The 16461-nt window shown below is 52.1% G+C and carries 18 protein-coding genes and 2 tRNA genes; 1 reads left to right on the top strand and 19 read right to left on the bottom strand.

What is annotated here, in order from left to right; translation table 11 throughout:
* Positions 1-9: 9 nt before the first annotated feature.
* From DWX68_RS13805 to DWX68_RS13795, 3 genes are read right to left on the bottom strand one after another with little or no spacing between them, the layout of a single operon-like run.
* A complete protein-coding gene (locus DWX68_RS13805; protein WP_107001318.1) occupies positions 10-531 on the bottom strand; it encodes a stage III sporulation protein AB in 522 nt (173 codons plus the stop codon).
* Positions 522-1577, bottom strand: coding sequence for a stage III sporulation protein AA (locus tag DWX68_RS13800; protein ID WP_118629921.1), 1056 nt, complete (start codon positions 1575-1577; stop codon positions 522-524). The genes DWX68_RS13805 and DWX68_RS13800 overlap by 10 nt, the downstream gene beginning before the upstream one ends.
* 55 nt (positions 1578-1632) lie before the next feature.
* Complete coding sequence (locus DWX68_RS13795; RefSeq protein ID WP_117796871.1) at positions 1633-3018, bottom strand: MATE family efflux transporter; 1386 nt, start codon at positions 3016-3018, stop codon at positions 1633-1635.
* 138 nt (positions 3019-3156) lie between these two features.
* On the opposite strand from DWX68_RS13795, the gene DWX68_RS13790 reads away from it, so the two are divergent.
* Positions 3157-3378 (top strand): hypothetical protein, encoded by a 222-nt coding sequence (locus tag DWX68_RS13790; protein WP_107001315.1) that lies wholly within the window; start codon positions 3157-3159, stop codon positions 3376-3378.
* A gap of 27 nt (positions 3379-3405) precedes the next feature.
* On the opposite strand, the gene rlmH is transcribed toward DWX68_RS13790, so the two are convergent.
* From rlmH to DWX68_RS13705, 16 genes are all read right to left on the bottom strand, one after another.
* Positions 3406-3885 carry a 23S rRNA (pseudouridine(1915)-N(3))-methyltransferase RlmH gene (gene rlmH, locus DWX68_RS13785; protein WP_022359275.1) on the bottom strand — a complete coding sequence of 160 codons (480 nt, stop codon included), beginning with the start codon at positions 3883-3885 and terminating at the stop codon, positions 3406-3408.
* Positions 3882-4910: an alpha/beta hydrolase gene (locus DWX68_RS13780; protein ID WP_107001314.1), complete on the bottom strand. Its 1029-nt coding sequence runs from the start codon at positions 4908-4910 to the stop codon at positions 3882-3884. The genes rlmH and DWX68_RS13780 overlap by 4 nt, the downstream gene beginning before the upstream one ends.
* 83 nt (positions 4911-4993) lie before the next feature.
* Entirely contained in the window at positions 4994-6970 is a 1977-nt protein-coding gene (locus DWX68_RS13775) for a DUF6320 domain-containing protein (RefSeq protein ID WP_243027869.1), read from the bottom strand.
* A 91-nt stretch (positions 6971-7061) separates the two neighbouring features.
* The gene (locus DWX68_RS13770; protein ID WP_118468546.1) at positions 7062-7763 is read right to left on the bottom strand and encodes a response regulator transcription factor; all 702 of its coding nucleotides are present in this window, start codon (positions 7761-7763) and stop codon (positions 7062-7064) included.
* A 31-nt stretch (positions 7764-7794) separates the two neighbouring features.
* A complete protein-coding gene (locus DWX68_RS13765; RefSeq protein ID WP_118629919.1) occupies positions 7795-8574 on the bottom strand; it encodes a helix-hairpin-helix domain-containing protein in 780 nt (259 codons plus the stop codon).
* Between the two features lie 85 nt (positions 8575-8659).
* Positions 8660-9091 carry a DMT family transporter gene (locus DWX68_RS13760; RefSeq protein WP_022359281.1) on the bottom strand — a complete coding sequence of 144 codons (432 nt, stop codon included), beginning with the start codon at positions 9089-9091 and terminating at the stop codon, positions 8660-8662.
* Positions 9092-9273: 182 nt separating this feature from the next.
* Positions 9274-10047, bottom strand: a complete 774-nt coding sequence (locus DWX68_RS13755; RefSeq protein WP_243017868.1) for an SIMPL domain-containing protein — start codon at positions 10045-10047, stop codon at positions 9274-9276.
* Between the two features lie 154 nt (positions 10048-10201).
* Complete coding sequence (locus DWX68_RS13750; RefSeq protein WP_118538705.1) at positions 10202-11056, bottom strand: bifunctional 5,10-methylenetetrahydrofolate dehydrogenase/5,10-methenyltetrahydrofolate cyclohydrolase; 855 nt, start codon at positions 11054-11056, stop codon at positions 10202-10204.
* A 72-nt stretch (positions 11057-11128) separates the two neighbouring features.
* Positions 11129-11461: an AzlD domain-containing protein gene (locus tag DWX68_RS13745; protein WP_117796890.1), complete on the bottom strand. Its 333-nt coding sequence runs from the start codon at positions 11459-11461 to the stop codon at positions 11129-11131.
* A 41-nt stretch (positions 11462-11502) separates the two neighbouring features.
* Positions 11503-12249 (bottom strand): AzlC family ABC transporter permease, encoded by a 747-nt coding sequence (locus tag DWX68_RS13740; RefSeq protein ID WP_117796867.1) that lies wholly within the window; start codon positions 12247-12249, stop codon positions 11503-11505.
* A gap of 34 nt (positions 12250-12283) precedes the next feature.
* A complete protein-coding gene (locus DWX68_RS13735; RefSeq protein ID WP_107001309.1) occupies positions 12284-12592 on the bottom strand; it encodes a hypothetical protein in 309 nt (102 codons plus the stop codon).
* Positions 12593-12597: 5 nt separating this feature from the next.
* Positions 12598-14310 carry a single-stranded-DNA-specific exonuclease RecJ gene (recJ, locus tag DWX68_RS13730; protein WP_118629917.1) on the bottom strand — a complete coding sequence of 571 codons (1713 nt, stop codon included), beginning with the start codon at positions 14308-14310 and terminating at the stop codon, positions 12598-12600.
* 203 nt (positions 14311-14513) lie between these two features.
* Positions 14514-15092 (bottom strand): M48 family metallopeptidase, encoded by a 579-nt coding sequence (locus DWX68_RS13720; protein ID WP_333491457.1) that lies wholly within the window; start codon positions 15090-15092, stop codon positions 14514-14516.
* Entirely contained in the window at positions 15055-15459 is a 405-nt protein-coding gene (locus DWX68_RS13715; RefSeq protein ID WP_146143926.1) for a hypothetical protein, read from the bottom strand. The genes DWX68_RS13720 and DWX68_RS13715 overlap by 38 nt, the downstream gene beginning before the upstream one ends.
* Before the next feature lie 641 nt (positions 15460-16100).
* Positions 16101-16174: transfer RNA gene (locus DWX68_RS13710), tRNA-Arg, on the bottom strand.
* Positions 16175-16330: 156 nt separating this feature from the next.
* A tRNA-Val gene (locus DWX68_RS13705) sits at positions 16331-16403 on the bottom strand.
* Positions 16404-16461 lie beyond the last annotated feature (58 nt).

Here is a 16461-nt window from a genome sequence, read left to right as displayed (position 1 = left end):
TTCCCCCACTTACATCAACACCACTGCCAGAAACAGCCCGCCTAGTATCCCAAGTCCCCAGCACAGCCGTTTCTTCTCCGGCTCTTCCCGCCGCAGCTGCTCAATCGCCCGTTCCAATTCTTCCAGATACAGTGCCAGCGTCTTTTGCTGCATTTCCAGATCGAGATACCCGATGCTGTTTCCAAACCGGCACATCAGCTCCCATTCCTCTGTTCCTAACATCGGACGAATCCCCTGCTCTTCCAGAACCGCTTCCCAGATACTCCCAAACGGACACTCTGGATTCGCTTCCAGCCGCTCTCCTGCCACCAAAAATAGTTTTCCCGCTTTTCCATCCCCGCGTGCCCCCGCCCGGCACAGTGCCAGAGGAAGAACTGCCTGTGTATACCCAATCTCTCCCTGCAGTCCCGCGGCAATCCGTTTTACTTCCTCCAAAAAACGCCTCCGGCCAATCAGGCGCAATGCCTCACCCCCGCCAATCCCCGCACACGATACACATACAAGGCAGATTCCAAGCAATTTTATCCACATATGAGCTCCTCGCCAGCTGCATCATATACCGCCTCCACCGTTCCCGGTTCGCGTCTATTTCCCAGCACCACATACCGCTCAAACCGTTTTTCTTGCAAAAAAGAGGACAAGCCCGGTTTTTCCCGGATGTCCTCCATCGAATTTCCATGTACGGTTGCCAGAATCCTGCAGCCACAGTTCATCACATAGCGAAGCGCCTCCAAATCATTCTCACCGCCGATCTCGTCCACCGCGACCACCTCCGGTGCCATCGAGCGGATCAGCATCATCATTCCCTCCGCCTTGGGGCAGGCATCCAGCACATCTGTCCGGCAGCCAACATCGTTTTGCGGGATTCCCTGATAACAGGCGGCAATCTCCGAACGCTCATCCACCACCCCGACCGTCTGCGCCCTCACTTTTCCACCATGCTGCTTCCTCATCTCCACCATTTTTCCAGCTTTATTTTCATGTCCTGCACCTGCCTTAGGCCGTTCAAAGCTCCCCGTCAAAGCAGAGCCCCTATCCTTTCCCTCTTCTCCATCCGACACCATCCGGATCAGATCCCGCAGAAGTGTTGTTTTTCCGCATCTCGGCGGCGCAATCAGAAGCGTATTCCGGATACTTCCCGTCCCTGGATCCGTCAAAATCGACCGTATTTTTGCTGCACATCCTATCATCTGATGCGAAAAACGGACATTTAAAAAGGTTATCGGATGAATCGCCTTTATATGTCCGTTTTCCAGTATCGTCCTTCCAGCCACGCCAATCCGGTGTCCGCCCTGCACGGTCAGAAACCCCTGCCGGATTTCCTCCCCGTAAGCATAGAGAGAAGAACGAGCCGCGCATTGCAGCGTTTCATCCACATCCTCCCGGCTGACCCGGAATCCACTTCCGGCTGTGTACTCTTTATTTTTATATATGTAATACAGCGGCGCGCTAACTCGCAGCCGTACCTCTTCCATTCCATCCGCCTCAAGCGGAAGCGCCAGAAGCTGCTCCCGGATATTCCGGGAGAAAAAATGAAACAGCGCCCTCACATCCTGCTTTGATTGTTCCTCCTTCATCAGCCCGTCCTCCTTACCTCAATATATGAAGGACTGGCTAAAATATACCATCCGCCTATGCATGCACGGACGCACTTTCCATCCGCCGCAGCCGTCTCACCTCCACGCCTGCCATCGCAAGCGCCACCACGCCCGCCACAAAGTCCGCGATCGGTCCGGCATACATGATGCCGTCAATGCCGATAAACAGCGGCAGAATCACAATCAGCGGCAGTAAAAAGAGAATCTGGCGCGTCAGGGACAGGAAAATACCCTTTTTCGGTTTTCCAATCGCCGTAAACAGGTTCGACGCAATCGGCTGCACACAGTTTAAGAACGTGAAAAACAGGTAAATCCGGAAATATTTTTCCGCAAACTGGAAATACATCTCCGATCCTTCCCCGAACAGCCCGATGATCGGACGCGGAATCAACTGGAAACACGCAAAGGACACCGCCGACACCGCAAATCCCCACCTGAGCGCCAACCCATACACCTGCCGCACGCGCGCATAATTTTTCGCGCCATAATTGAAACTTGCGATCGGCTGCATGCCCTGCGAAAGACCGATGACGATCGAAAAAAACACCTGATTGACCTTCGTGATAATGCCGGCACACGCCAGCGGAATCGATTCCCCATAGTCCGAATGCGCACCATAGTAGGTCAAGGATTTATTTAACACGATCTGCACCACCAGCATCGCAAGCTGGTTGAAAAATGCCGCCGCCCCCAATGAGGTAATCATGCTTACATATGTTCTCTGTGGTCGAAGATGCGCCGCTGTCAGCCGTCCGTTTTTGTAACGGCGCAGATACCGGATAATCAGGATTCCTGAAAAAATCTGTCCAATGATCGTCGCCAGCGCAGCACCCGCCATTCCCATATGTAATCCAAAAATAAACAGCGGATCGAGCACTGTATTGATCAGCGCCCCGGATAAATTGTAAAGCATCGCATTAAGCGGGCTTCCGTCCGCCCTCACCAGATGCCCGCCGCCGTTGGTCAGAATCAGAAATGGAAATCCCAGAGCCGTGATACCCGTATACGTTTTGGCATACGCCAGCACATTGTCCGGCGAACCGAAAAAGCGCAGCATCGGCGTCAGGCAAAAAAGCGCCACAGTCCCCAGAATCACACCGCTTCCAAACAGAAGCGTCGCCGCATTTCCAATATAAAATAACGCCTTTTCCCGATCGCCGCCTCCCAGCGTCAGGTTAAAGGACGCCGCACCGCCGATTCCAAACAGAAGCGCCAGCGCCACACAGGAGATCGTCAACGGAAACGCCACGTTCGTCGCTGCATTCCCCAGCTCTCCCACGCTTCTTCCGATAAAAAACTGATCGACGATATTATAAAGGGCGCCTACCAGCATCGCGATAATGCTTGGCACCGCAAACTGCCGCAAAAGCCCACCGATCGGCTCCGTGCCTAGTATATTTTTCTTCTGTACCTGTTCCATGAATCTTGATTCTCCTGTCTACGTTACTGCGAACAGTTACCAGTCTACCTCTCATTACTGATAATTTTTCCTCTTTACATGCCTTCCCCGCGCATGATACACTACCATCAGTTATTAAAACGGAAAGGACTTAATCACATGAATCTTTCATCCTTACTGCAATTTCGGGACGAGTGGGCGCGTTTCAAAGCCCGCCACCCTAAATTTTCCCCTTTTCTGAAAGCCGCCTACACCCGCGCGCTGCGCGAGGACAGCGTCATTTCCCTAAAAGTGACCGCCCCGGACGGAACCGAGGTGGCATCTAACTTAAAGGTCAAAAAAGAGGATCTCGAACTGCTCTCACGCATTATGAATAGCTGATTTTTAATCACCCATCATGCATTATGTCTACTTATGGTACGGTTCTCCTTTTATAATCCGGAAACTCCGGTAAATCTGTTCCAGCAAAATCACGCGCATCAGCTGGTGTGGAAAGGTCAGGCGCGAAAAGCTGATCTTCGTGTCTGCACGGTTTAACACCGCCTGCGACAACCCCAGCGAACCTCCGATGATAAACTGCAGATGGCTCTCACCTCGCACGCCCAGGTCTTCCATCCATGCCGCCATCTCCTCCGAGGAACGCTGCTTTCCATCGATCGCAAGCGCAATCACATACGCGTCCTCCTTGATATGCGCCAGAATCCGCTCGCCCTCCTTGTCGCGGATCTGCGCTTCCTGCAGCTCACTCGCCTTATCCGGCGTTTTTTCATCCGCCACCTGCACGATCTCCAGACGGCAGTAACGCCCCAGCCGCTTGCTGTACTCCGCGATCGCCGCCTCCAGATATTTTTCCTTAATTTTTCCTACTGTCACTAACGTAATCTTCACTTTTTAAGCTCCCGTTTTAAAAATGCCAACAGATTCAGCCGCGCCCGGTCTTCCGTCTCTTTGCGTCTCGTTTTTACCTTTTTCACGACCGTTCCCTCCGGCTCCCGATGAATCCGGTAGATGATCCGTAGATATTCCGCGACCTCTTCCCATGCCTCGCGGCTCTCCGGAATCAGGTCGAGTCCCATCTGAAATACATGGAACATCCCGTCATAGACCGAGCAGCGCACCTTGACGCCCTCGGCGCGCGCCTTTTTCGCTGCCGCCCTCGTATCATCTAAAAGCACCTCATACGCGCCCACCTGCATCAGCATCGGCGGAAATCCTTCAAAATCTCCAAACAGCGGCGACAGATACGGATTTTTCGGATTAGCATTCCCGATGTAGCTGCACTGGTACAACATATTTTCCTTCGAATTACCAAACAGTGGATCGATCGTATAATTTTCCTCATACGATGCCCCGCTCAGACTTACATCCGTCCACGGCGACATCGTGATAATGCCCGCAGGAAGCGGCAGCCCGTGATCTTTCGCATACAGACAGAGCGCCAGCGCCAGGCCGCCGCCCGCCGAATCCCCGGCTACCACGATCTGGGACGGCTGGTATTTCTTCTCTTCCAGAAGCCATCGGTACGCGTACACCGCATCCTCCAGCGCCGCCGGATACGGATGCTCCGGCGCCACCCGGTAGTCCGGCGTCAGAACATCCGCGCCGAAGCTGATCTGTGAATACTTAACCGCAAACCGCCGGTAAATATTTTTCATCGGACCGATATACCCGCCGCCGTGCAGCTGCAAAATGACGCGCCCCGTCACCGCCTGCTTCGGCTTCAAATATTCCATCACAAACTGTTCTGTTTTTACCAGCTCATAAATATATTCCGCCGGACATCTCCACGCCGGTTCGACCGGATTTTTCCGGAATTCGCCGGTCTGGATCGGCTTCTTTAACGATGTCTCCATCACGTCACTCATCATATCACGCGTCAGATTGCCTATCATGCTGACTGTTTTCCGACTCATGCTTCTTCCCTTTCTTTCATCCAAATTTTCAATCTTCGTATTTTTATAGATCGTTCCTTTACTGTGACCGATTTTCCTGCCATTTACACATGAAACCGCCTCTTCAATTCCCGCTTCACACTCCGGTCGCCCAGAATCACCGTCGCCGCCAGCGCTGCCACCGACACACCTGCTGCCAGCACCGTCAGACGTGGATGATGCGTCCACCCGATTTTCCAGAAAATCAACGGCACAAAGCTCAGAAATGTAATTGTGATCTGATACATAAAATAGCTCTGCCAGTTCATCCGGTTGACTAGCATCATCAGAAGAACCGCCGCCACCTCAAACAGTGCGACGCATGGGATCGCGTAGTCCACCGACCACCCCCGAAGCCCTGTGAGCGCGTCAATCAGAAGCAAAATTGCCTGAATTCCCAGTGACTGCCGCACCAGCGTTCCTGCCAGGCTCGCATGCCGCATGACCGAAAACCGCAGCGTCATCGCCACATATGCCGCCGCGCCCGCCGTCAGAAGCGACCATTTAAACGGAATCCGATGATAAGTCGCCAGATTCGTAAGCCCCGCCAGAAGCGATACGAGCACCAATGACACATAAAATCCCCGCACCGCACGGCGCACGCGCTCTCGATCCTGGGCAATCACTGGATAACGTCCTTTATCATGCTCCGTATCCGTGATTCCATTGCTCTCGCGCTCTACCCGGATGCCCTTTTCCTCCAAAAAGTGAAAGAAAAACTCCGGAAGCCGGTTCTCTGCCATCGCGCTCGTAAACGACAGGCATAATTTCCCGTCATACGCCACCGCCCCGCATTTCATCCGCTGCTTCGGCGATGCGCCGACAAGAAGCTGAAAGCCCTCGATCGAATCTTTCAGTTCCTCCCGGACCTGCGCCGGTCCGATGTTAGAAAATGTCATCGTGTGGGCGCGGCTGGTGTGCAGAAAAATCAACTGCATCGCCAGATGTTTGACAAATAGCGGGATCGCCCGCACATACCATTTTTTCTCATTCGACACATTGTAGGAGATCGTCTCCTCCAGCCGCTCCTTCACGATCTGCTCATCCATCTGGCGGCTCACAGACGCAATCACCTCTTCCAATGCCTCCGGCGCCTTTCCCGCCGCCCACGAAATATTCACGACAGCAAAGAAGTTTGCCAGCGTCTCCGACTCAAAAAAACTCCGTAGGTTCACCGGAAGATTGAGCGCCACCGGACGTTTCAGCGTTTTCCCATCCGTCTCCGTCTGGATGATCGCCCAGAGAAGCACCGCCGCCAGATATTTGGTGATGCTGACCCCCACCTTCCTGCATTCCGTCTTCAGTGCCGACACCTCAATCGTCCCCTGCAGCACTGCCATCTGATCAAATGGGAGAAATTCCCCCTGAATCGCAATCGCCGGTCTGCTGTTATAATGCCGATGCGGCAGTTTCCGGTAATGTCGCAGATAATCGTCCTCCCGGAGCGGCGAAAACTCCCGCTCCTGCACCATAACCGGCAATTTTTTCACCAGTTCCAGATAATGTTCTGTAAGCCGTGAAGCAAACCGCAGCGCCCCCAGTCCGTCCGTCAGCCCGTGAAACACTTCAAAATTGATCCTGCATCCATAGTAGCTCACACGGAATGGGAACCGCGCGCCCCGGTGCGGATCAATGAAACGGCACGGTGCACTCTGTTCTTCTTCCACGCCCGGATTCCGGTTGTTCGTCTCAAAATAATACCAGAAAAATCCCTTCCGCAGCTTCACCCGGAAATTTTCAAACTCCGGAAGTGTCCGCACAAGCGCCCTTTGCAAAAGCTCCGGATCTACTTTTTCTTTCAGAACCGCCGAAATCCGGAATACACTGCTTAAATCCTCGCCCGACACCGCCGCAAAGAGCTTCGCCGTGTTATCCAGCCGCCTCCACGCGGCGCCCTGGATGCGGAGACGCTTTTTCTTTGGTTTTTCCTCTCGTTTCTTCTCCACTTTTTCTGAAACTATCTGTCCCGGCTCTTCCTGCTTCCCTGCAATTTCATTCTTCTGATCCTGTTCTTGGTTTTCCTCGTTCATTCTCTGCCCCATCTGCCTTTGTCACCTAAAGAAAAAGAGCTGCTGCCGGGATACACACTCCCCTGCAGCGCCCCTTTCATCCTCTTCTGAGTTCTTTTCTACATTACCGAATCCGGAAGTAGTACCCCACGCCCCATTTCGTATGTACATATTTCGGATCACTTGGACTCGGCTCGATCTTCTCGCGCAGCCGCCGCACATGAACGTCTACGGTGCGGACATCGCCGCCCGCCGCCGCCCGGTTGCCCCAGACAAAGCGCAACAGCTCCTCGCGGCTGTAAACCTTGCCCGGATTGCACACCAGGAGCTCCAGAAGGTCAAATTCCTTCGCGGTCAGATTGATCTCGCGGGAAGCGATAAAGACCCGGCGGCTGTCCGAATCCAGCGTCAGATCGCCCGCCTCGATGACTTTCTTTGTCTGCTGCGGCTCCTGTCTCGATTTCTTGGAATTGCGGCGCAGGATCGCCTTGATGCGCGCCTTTACTTCCAAAATGTTAAATGGCTTCGTGATATAATCATCGGCGCCGTATTCCAGCCCCAGAATCTTATCCATATCGTCGCCTTTTGCGGTCAGCATAATGATCGGCATCTCGGAGAACTCCCGGATTGCCTGGCAGACTTCAAATCCGTTCAGCTTCGGCAGCATCACGTCCAGAAGAACCATATCATACTCCATCTCCTTCGCCATCTGAAGCGCTTCCTCCCCGTCATAGGCGCAGGCAACTTCAAATCCATCCTGTTCCAGACTGAAACGGATTCCTTTTACTATTAATTTTTCATCATCTACCACTAATACCTTCGCCATTCTCCACCTCAACCACTATGCTTCTATCTCTCTATACTGTAATCTTATCTTTTATCTTCTGAAATGCCGCGTTCTTGATGCCAGGCACCTTCATAATATCCTCAATCGTCCGGAAACCGCCCTTCTGCTCCCGGTAAGAAAGAATCGCTTCCGCCCGCGCCGCGCCGATACCGTTTAAAGTCATCAACTCTTCTTTGGAAGCTGTGTTTAAATTAATCAATGCTGCACTGCTTCCAGATTTCTGCGAAGCTGACTCGCTGCCATTCCCAGCAGCGCCTCCGGCTCCCAGAAGCCCGGAGACATCCTTCCCTGTTTCCTGATATTTCCGAATCTCTTCCCGGCTCGGAATCCGAAGCTGCTGTCCATCCTCGATCGCCTGCGCCAGATTTACATATTCCTGCGCCGCCTCCGACGTCATCCCGCCCGCCTTTTCAACCGCCTCATACATACGGCTGCCCGCCGGAAGCTCATAGACGCCCGGTGCGGCTACCTCGCCGCAGACGTGGATATATAGGATTCTCGGTTCCGGCGTTTGGGGATTTTCTTTTGATTGCTCCTCAGGCGCAGCGTTCTCTGCTGCTTCATTATCCCCATCCACTGCCCCGCCGTTTGACCGTTTTGCTGGACGTTCGGAGCTTTCCTGCGAATCATCCACTTCTTTTGAAAAACTGTTCTGCGTCTCCAGCACCACCGTCTGCTTCTCTCGCCGGCTCTGCACACCAAAACACAAAACAGCCGCCAAAAATACCACGCCGACTGCCCATGTTCGCATCCATCGTTTCCGATTTACTGTTTGATTTATCTGTTTCATCTTCTGCACCCCTCTTTTTCCGAGGTGCGTTTTGTCCGTAATTCTATTCTAACCAAAACCCCCTTTAAACACAAGCAGAAAATTTTTATTCCCATCTGAAAATCACAATCCCCGCAATCGCAACCGCCGCCCCGATCGCCTTGCGCCACTCAAATCCCGCTTTCTCCACACCGAACCAGCCAAACACCTCGATCAGGTACGCCACCAGGATCTGTGCCACGACGATCAGAAGCGCTGATTTTGCCGGTCCCAGCGCGTCAAAGCTCTTGATGACCGTGTACGTGATAAATGCCCCGATCACGCCGCCGGTCAGCATATACCGCGGTTCGATCTGCCAAAGCTCCGATACCGCGCCGCGCCCCGTAAAAAGCCACATCAGCAGGCAAACCACAAACGCACTTATCTGCACCCAGCCAGCCGATACCCACATGCTGGTCTGTTTCATCACGGCAGAATTAAACACGCCCTGTATACTCATGAGTGCGCCGGAAACCAGCGCGGTTATCATTCCCCACATAAAAAATAAACCTCCGCATTCTGTTCTACATTCTCATGAAACAGCAGCCGTTTCCGACCATTCATTTCACACTGTTAGTATCCCAGATATGCGAAGGTTTATACAATTTGTGTTTATTCCCTTTTCCTGTTTAAAATCCGATTTTTTCTCCGAAACCAGACAACCTTTCATGCAGCTGATCCCTATTGAATGGAAAACGTAGCCGACACCTCTGCCTCAACATCCACCTGCCCCGGCATCAGGTTTCTGCCTGCACCCGCATCTTCCATCGCCGTTTCCTTCATCGCCATGCCGCTGCTGTAAGAAGTGTCATAATAACGCGCCTGCTGCCCGCTGCTGTACTCCTGCACATTCGTCATCGTTCCCAGCTTGCAGCCGCCTGCCTCCGCCATCGCTTCGGCTTTCACGCGCGCCGACTCAATGGCTTTTTTGAGCGCTTCCTGATAAATCTCATCAAAATTGCTGCACTGGTACTGGACCGAATCGATCGAATTGATACCCGCATTGACCGAATCGCTGATGATCGCCCCTGCATCCTCAATCGCAACATCCGATACAACAACCTCCGTCGTCATCTCATAACCAGTGATCTTCTTGCCATTGTCCCAGTCATAGATCGGATTCAGCCCCAGACCGCTCGTCTGCACCGAGGTATCTGCAATTCCCTTTTCCTTCAAAAGCGCCAGAACCGCATCCAAATCCGTCTGATTCTCCGACTGGCAGGTGCTCGCATCCGCTGCCTGTGAATAGACACTGTAGGTAATTTCCGCAATATCCGGCTCCGCCTTGATTTTCTCCTGGCTCGTCACCGTGATCCCCGTATTTTCCGCCGACTGCACCGTCACCGATGCCGGTGCGGACGTACAACCTGCCAGGCCTGCCGCCGACGTCATTGTCATCGTGCCTGCTGCCAGCAGAAATGCCATCCTGTTTCGCATCATCCCCATTTTTCTCATAAAAAATTCCTCCCGTTTTTCTGTTTCATCCGTGAGTTCCACCCCACAATGGGTTCGGACCTTCCGGAGCAACAACTGGTACACTGTCATTCTTACTATAGTTATACCTGAAAACGAGAGGAAATGTATTGCTTTTCTCTTAACTTTCTTTCGCTTATTTATTACTATTTTTTTCCTGTTTCATCCATGCCGCGCGCACCAGATGCTGTGCCAGAACCGCCGTCGTCACGCCGCCGACACCGCCCGGAACCGGGGTTGCCGCCGAAGCAGTTCCTTCCAGATCGGCAAAATCCACATCGCCGCAGAGTTTTCCATTTTCATCTACATTGATCCCAACGTCAATGACAACCGCATCCTTTTTTACATAGGTGTGGTTGATCATCGCTGCTTTTCCCACGCAGGCAGTCAGAATATCCGCCTCCCGGCATACCTCCGGCAGGCTGGCAGTTCTCGAGTGGCAGATGGTCACGGTCGCATTTTCATGCAGAAGCAGCATCGAAAGCGGGCGTCCCACAACCATGCTTCTTCCTACGACTGCCACCCGTTTGCCAGAAAGCGCGATATCGTTCATTTTCAGCATGCATACCACTGCCTCCGCCGTACACGGCGCAAAACCGCTCGTATCGCCGCTGAACACCTTGGCAATATTGACTGGGGAAATACCGTCCAGATCCTTCGCCGGATCGATCATTTTTTCAATATCCTGCTCGTTGATCTGTTTTGGAAGCGGGCGCAGCATTAAAATACCGTCCACCGACGCATCCGCATTGATTGCCGCAAACTCCTTCTTAAATGCCTCGTCCGAGATATCTCCCGGAAATACCTTCGATTCCACCTCAAGCCCGAACGATGTCAGCTTCTTCGTCGCGCCTTTCTCATAGGAAATATCATCCGGATTCTCGCCCACCCGGATAATCGTCAGTTTCGGCACCCATGTCAGGGTTTCCAGCCCTTTTTCCACCTGCTCTTTCAGCTTTGCCGAAACAGCGGCTCCCTTCATTGTAATCATCTTGTCTGCACCTTTCGTTTTTATTTATGATGAATTTCCCGCGCTTTCGCGCATATTCATTTTAAATTTTTCTTAAAATGAAAGCGACGCCAAAAGACCGGCTCCGCCTGCCATCTCAAGCAGGTAAACCGTCACAATCGCCGCGATCGCCACTACCACCAGGCTCTTTCCCTTATATCCCAAAATCACCGCTACGATCGTTCCTCCGACCGCCGAATAGAGATGTCCTGTGGAGGTAAATACATCCGGAAATGTCAGTGCTCCCAGCACTGCATACGGCGTATAATCTAAGAAAGATCGGATAAACTTCGAACGGATCTGTTTCCGGAAAATCGTAACCGGAAGAACACGTGGAATATATGTAACCAGTGCCATCAAAAGGACACAGGTCAGCACGTATTTCATATCGAGTGTTCCGGCTGCTCCTGCTGCCTCTGCTGTATTCATCATTCTGCCCCCTCTTTCTGACTCTCGTCCTGACCGGCTTCTTTACCGTCCGGATCATGCGGGAATTTCCATGCACCGAACGCCGATGCCGCGATCGTAACCAGAATCACCCGGAAACCGGAGGAAATACCGGCAAAAACCGGAACATATTTTAAAATGCACACCATCACAACTGCCAGAATGATGACGCAGCACACCGACCGCGATTTGCGTGCCGCCGGCAGAATCAGTGCAATAAACATCGCGTACAGGGCAATTCCCATCGCATTCTGCAGCGCCTGCGGCAGAACCGCCGAGATCGCGCCTCCCAGCCAGGTTCCAAGATTCCACCCCAGAATCGGCATCGTGATAAGTCCCAGCATATACGACGCTTTCAAAATGCCCGGATGCAGGGAACTGACGACAAACGTCTCATCCGTGATGCCGAATGCCAGTGCCAGGCGCGCCCCGGTTCCCGTCTTTTCATCGAGCTTCTGGGACAGGGACAGTGACATCAGCATATAGCGCAGGTTGATGACAAACGTCGTCAATGCCACCTCAAAGTACCCAGCCCCCGCCAGAATCAGGTTTGTCCCTGCGAACTGTCCGGCGCTCGTTAAGTTCGTCAGCGATATAAAAACTGCTACCCAGACCGGCAGACCGCCCGACACCGCCAGGAAGCCAAACGTAAAGGAGACCGGCAGATACCCCAGTCCAATGGGGATACCGCTCTTTAGCCCCTCATAAAATGTCTTTTTCCAACTCATTCTACTTTTTCACTCTTTCTGTTCACGCAACCGTCTATTTTTCAGGCTTCACATACCGCGCATGCTGCCCGTTCAGCCACTCTACCCCGCTCACAATTCCTTCTTCCGAAAATGGAAATTCCTCGCGGGTCTTCTCCTCTTCCGGCGTTGCGTCGTATCCATATGGTTCCGGCCACGATGTCACGGTCAGGACTGTCTCCTCGACCGTCTCGCCATCTGCGCCGTCTTCTTTCGGTACTTCGCGCTTTGTCATCTCCATCCGGTAGCGCATCCCGGTATCACTTCCGGTAAATTTTTCTTTTTTCAGGAAATTGACCGGCATCACATCTTTTCTCGTTATCATGCCATTTACCCCCGGAATTTATAACGGCGGATCACCGCCTGCAGCGTTTTTCTTCCATTGTACTCATTGATGTCCGGATAATACACGACGTCGATCTCCCGCCGTCCGGCGCGCTCTTCCTCAAACGCCGTTCCGTCACCGAAATATAGCGCCTCAATCGCGTGTCCGTCTGTCTCTTCCAACGTCATTTTTACGACATTCCGGTTGCGCCCCAGTACGCGGCTCGCCCGGATGCGGAGTGATTTCTCTGCAAACAGCGGCTTTTCGTTACCCTGTCCAAACGGTTCGAGACAGGAAAGCTCCCTCACAAGGCGTTCTGTCACATATCCCACCGGCATCGGCACATCGATCCAGACTTTCGCTTTAAAATCTTCCTCCGTCAGCCCCGCATTTTCATTCAGTCTGCGCCGGAACTCGTCAATGTTCTTCTCTTCCAGCGAAAGCCCGGCTGCCAGCGGATGCCCGCCAAATTTGAGCAGCAGATCGCTGACCTCTGTCAGCTTTTTAAACATATGGTACTCATCAATGGAACGTCCCGAGCCTTTGACCGCCTCCTCGCCGCGCGTCAGCACGATCGCCGGCTTCTGATAATATTCCCTCAGGCGCCCTGCAATAATGCCCGCCAGCGATTCATGGCATTCCGGCAGAAAGACCACCAGCACCTTGTCCTTCTGGTACCAGCTCTCTACCTGCAGCTTTGCCGCCTCAGTCCCCTGCTCGGTCATATCCTTGCGGGTATCATTTAATTCCTTAAGTTCCTCTGCCAGGCGTTCCGCCTCTTCCTCACTCTGCGCCCGCAGAAGCGCCAGCGCTTCCTTTGCCGTTTTTAATCGTCCGCCCGCATTCAGGCACGGTCCAATGACAAATCCGATATGGTATGCTGTGATCGCCCCCAGATCAAGATTATTTTTCTCCGCCAGTCTGCGAAGCCCTAGATTTTTGGTCTGCGCCATCTTTTTAAGACCGTATTTTACCAGAATCCGGTTCTCATCCTGCAGCTTCATCACATCACCGACCGTCGCAATCGCGGCAAATTCAAGCAAATCCAGCCATTCCATCCGCGGCACGCCCCGGCGGGCATATAAAACCTGCACCAGCTTGTACGCCACCACTGCGCCGCAGATCTCCGGAAATGGGTACGGACAGTCTGCCTGTTTCGGATCGATCACCGCATCCGCCGGTGGAATCTTCTCATTTTCCCCATCTAAGGGCACCTCATGATGATCCGTGATGACAACCGTCATGCCATATTTCTTCGCCAGCTCCACCTGATGGAACGCGGAAATACCATTGTCACAAGTCAGAATCACCTCCACGCCGTCCGCGTGCGCCTGTTCGATGATCGATTCATTGATTCCGTAGCCATCCTTGATGCGATCCGGTATCTCAAAATCTACATCACTGCCCAGCCGTTCAAATGCCTGCAATAATATGTACGTCGAACAGACGCCGTCAATATCATAATCACCGACGATCCGTATCTTCTTTCCAATATCCACAGCCTCGCACAGGATGGAAACGGCACGCTCCATATCTTTTAACAGCATCGGATCATACAGATCATCCAGCGTGCCATTTAAATAGCGGTCGATCGCCGCCTCTCCTTCGATCCCACGGTTCCGGATAATACGCGCCGTAACCGGATCGATCCGAAACCGCGCCCCGATCTGCTTAAAATCTGCTTTCTTGGTCTGAAGCATCCAGACTTCTTCTGCCATTTTGTTCCTCCTATTATCTAGATGTACTCTCGGAGTCTTTTTTGCACTTGCTTTTGTGGCTGATTTTCCGCCAGCCGCACCCGAATTTCAGAGGCGGACGCAACGCCAACGCCTCAGAAATTTGGGCACAACTGACAAAAAATCATCTCACAAAATCAAGCACAGAAAGATTCCGAGAGTACATCTATGTCTGTGCTTCTTTTCTATATCACATACTCCCTAAGCCGCCTGCGCCGTTCCCGCCAGTCCGGCAGTATATTCTCCACCTGCGTCCAGAAACGCGCGGAATGGTTCATTTCCAGCCGGTGTGCCAGCTCATGGACAATCACATAATTCATCAGATCCTCCGGCAAAAGTGCCAGCCGCCAGTTAAAATTTAGGTTTCCAGCTGCGCTGCAGCTTCCCCAACGCGTTTTCTGGTTCCGGATTGTGATTTTTCCATAAGTTACGCCCATGCACGCCGCATATAAAGCAACCCGGTGCATGAGCACCGGGCGCAGCTTTTCTGTGAAATTTCGGATTTCTTCCGCTCCATATGTTTTCCGGTTCCTCTGGCGTTCCACCGCTTCTTTATAATGGACTTCAATCCAGTCGCGGTGCTCCTCGGCAAACCGCATCGCAGCCTGCACCGAAGCCCTCCTCGGAATCCGGAGTACCAGGCGTCCTTCCGCCGTGATCTGGATGGCGATCGTCTTCCGGGAAGACCGAACCACCTCACATGGAATCAATCCTTCTTCCGGCTCATCAGATAACGGAGAATGCCATGGGTTTTGTATCCTCAAGTATTGCATACAATTTCCCGTCTCTTTCATCGATTGTGCGCGCCGCATCTTCCAGTGCGCGTTCCAGACGTTTTTCCAGTTCTTTCTTCTCATCATCTGCCGCTTCATCCCGGATTACTTCCAGGCAGTAATCATCTGCCAGGCGGGCAGCCAGCATCTGTACCAGACCATCCAATGTCTTCTCCGGTGTCTCCAGAATTTTCTTAAACTCCGGATCCTCCGGCTGTTCTTCCGTATCCATCTCATACGGATCCCGCTCGTTCATCTCAATCACATTCATCCATTCCGGTTTTTCATCGGCATTGGTAAAATTCATCTGACCGACCAGGCAGTCGTAAATCTCTGCCTCGCTCGATATCTGCTTCATATCTAACTGAACTAACTGCATCTCTTCTCCTTTCCGCTGTGTCAGAATCCGTGATGCATCTCCCAGCTTCTTCCCAGCCTTTCTATTTTATTCTGCCCACTTAAAACCTACGCGTTCAGCAGCGCCACCGCTGCAAAAAACGGCACCAGCCATTTCGCGACAGAACCAATTTTTATCAGATATTCTGTTTTCATAATTCCTCCACGCGGTCTTTCATAGAAACCGCAAAGCTATCTGCCTTGATAGGGACAGCCCTATTATTATATCGGTCATGCGGTAAAAAGTCAATTCCGGGCTGTCGTAAACGGAATAAAGAATGTGCTCAGGGTTACGGTTCGCACACGTGTGCCCATCAACGGGATTTTGCCGATACTGCACATTCCAAATCGACAAAATTTGTTGCCAGAATTGTATCGTACGGAATTTTCAGTTCAGAAAATTCCTACCTGTGAACAGTTGCTGCCTTGACACATTCTCGCGCCGAGCGCGTCACTTGCGACAACCTGCATCTTCGCGCGAGTGCACATCATTGGCACGTTAGTGCATTTTTGTGTAATAGGAAATTCCTTGGAATTCCCTATTATACAAAAAAAGCACCCTCAAAAGGATGCTTTTTGCTCTCTGACAACCAGAGAAATCGACGTGCGTGAGAAGATTCGAACTCCCGACACCTTGGTCCGTAGCCAAGTGCTCTATCCAGCTGAGCTACACACACATACTTTTTATTCTTAACGAACAAGTCATATTATACAACTTATTCTGAAGAATGTCAACTGTTTTTTAGATTTTTTTAAATTTCTTTTATTGTTGATTTATTTCAAATTATATCGATATATCAACCAAAAATTCTTCTTACTTTCCGACAATGAAATGGGGCCTACAGGGCTCGAACCTGTGACCCTCTGCTTGTAAGGCAGATGCTCTCCCAGCTGAGCTAAGACCCCATTACGATACTCTGTCCCTCAATCCGCTTACGCGAACCAATTTATAACAGTCGTATCA

Origin of the sequence: Clostridium sp. AF20-7, from assembly GCF_003479275.1 — a bacterium.
GTDB classification, from domain to species: domain Bacteria; phylum Bacillota; class Clostridia; order Lachnospirales; family Lachnospiraceae; genus Otoolea; species Otoolea fessa.
The sequence above is the reverse complement of the archived record's forward strand: the minus strand, read 5'-3'. Positions and strand labels throughout refer to the sequence as shown.

Bases quoted from the DNA above. Each gene is read 5' to 3' on its own strand.
- DWX68_RS13805 (WP_107001318.1), bottom strand. From the start codon at position 531: ATGTGGATAAAATTGCTTGGAATCTGCCTTGTATGTGTATCGTGTGCG.
- DWX68_RS13800 (WP_118629921.1), bottom strand. From the start codon at position 1,577: ATGAAGGAGGAACAATCAAAGCAGGATGTGAGGGCGCTGTTTCATTTT.
- DWX68_RS13795 (WP_117796871.1), bottom strand. From the start codon at position 3,018: ATGGAACAGGTACAGAAGAAAAATATACTAGGCACGGAGCCGATCGGT.
- DWX68_RS13790 (WP_107001315.1), top strand. From the start codon at position 3,157: ATGAATCTTTCATCCTTACTGCAATTTCGGGACGAGTGGGCGCGTTTC.
- DWX68_RS13780 (WP_107001314.1), bottom strand. From the start codon at position 4,910: ATGAGTCGGAAAACAGTCAGCATGATAGGCAATCTGACGCGTGATATG.
- DWX68_RS13775 (WP_243027869.1), bottom strand. From the start codon at position 6,970: ATGGGGCAGAGAATGAACGAGGAAAACCAAGAACAGGATCAGAAGAAT.
- DWX68_RS13770 (WP_118468546.1), bottom strand. From the start codon at position 7,763: ATGGCGAAGGTATTAGTGGTAGATGATGAAAAATTAATAGTAAAAGGA.
- DWX68_RS13765 (WP_118629919.1), bottom strand. From the start codon at position 8,574: ATGAAACAGATAAATCAAACAGTAAATCGGAAACGATGGATGCGAACA.
- DWX68_RS13760 (WP_022359281.1), bottom strand. From the start codon at position 9,091: ATGTGGGGAATGATAACCGCGCTGGTTTCCGGCGCACTCATGAGTATA.
- DWX68_RS13755 (WP_243017868.1), bottom strand. From the start codon at position 10,047: ATGAGAAAAATGGGGATGATGCGAAACAGGATGGCATTTCTGCTGGCA.
- DWX68_RS13750 (WP_118538705.1), bottom strand. From the start codon at position 11,056: ATGATTACAATGAAGGGAGCCGCTGTTTCGGCAAAGCTGAAAGAGCAG.
- DWX68_RS13745 (WP_117796890.1), bottom strand. From the start codon at position 11,461: ATGAAATACGTGCTGACCTGTGTCCTTTTGATGGCACTGGTTACATAT.
- DWX68_RS13740 (WP_117796867.1), bottom strand. From the start codon at position 12,249: ATGAGTTGGAAAAAGACATTTTATGAGGGGCTAAAGAGCGGTATCCCC.
- DWX68_RS13735 (WP_107001309.1), bottom strand. From the start codon at position 12,592: ATGATAACGAGAAAAGATGTGATGCCGGTCAATTTCCTGAAAAAAGAA.
- recJ (WP_118629917.1), bottom strand. From the start codon at position 14,310: ATGGCAGAAGAAGTCTGGATGCTTCAGACCAAGAAAGCAGATTTTAAG.
- DWX68_RS13715 (WP_146143926.1), bottom strand. From the start codon at position 15,459: ATGAAGCAGATATCGAGCGAGGCAGAGATTTACGACTGCCTGGTCGGT.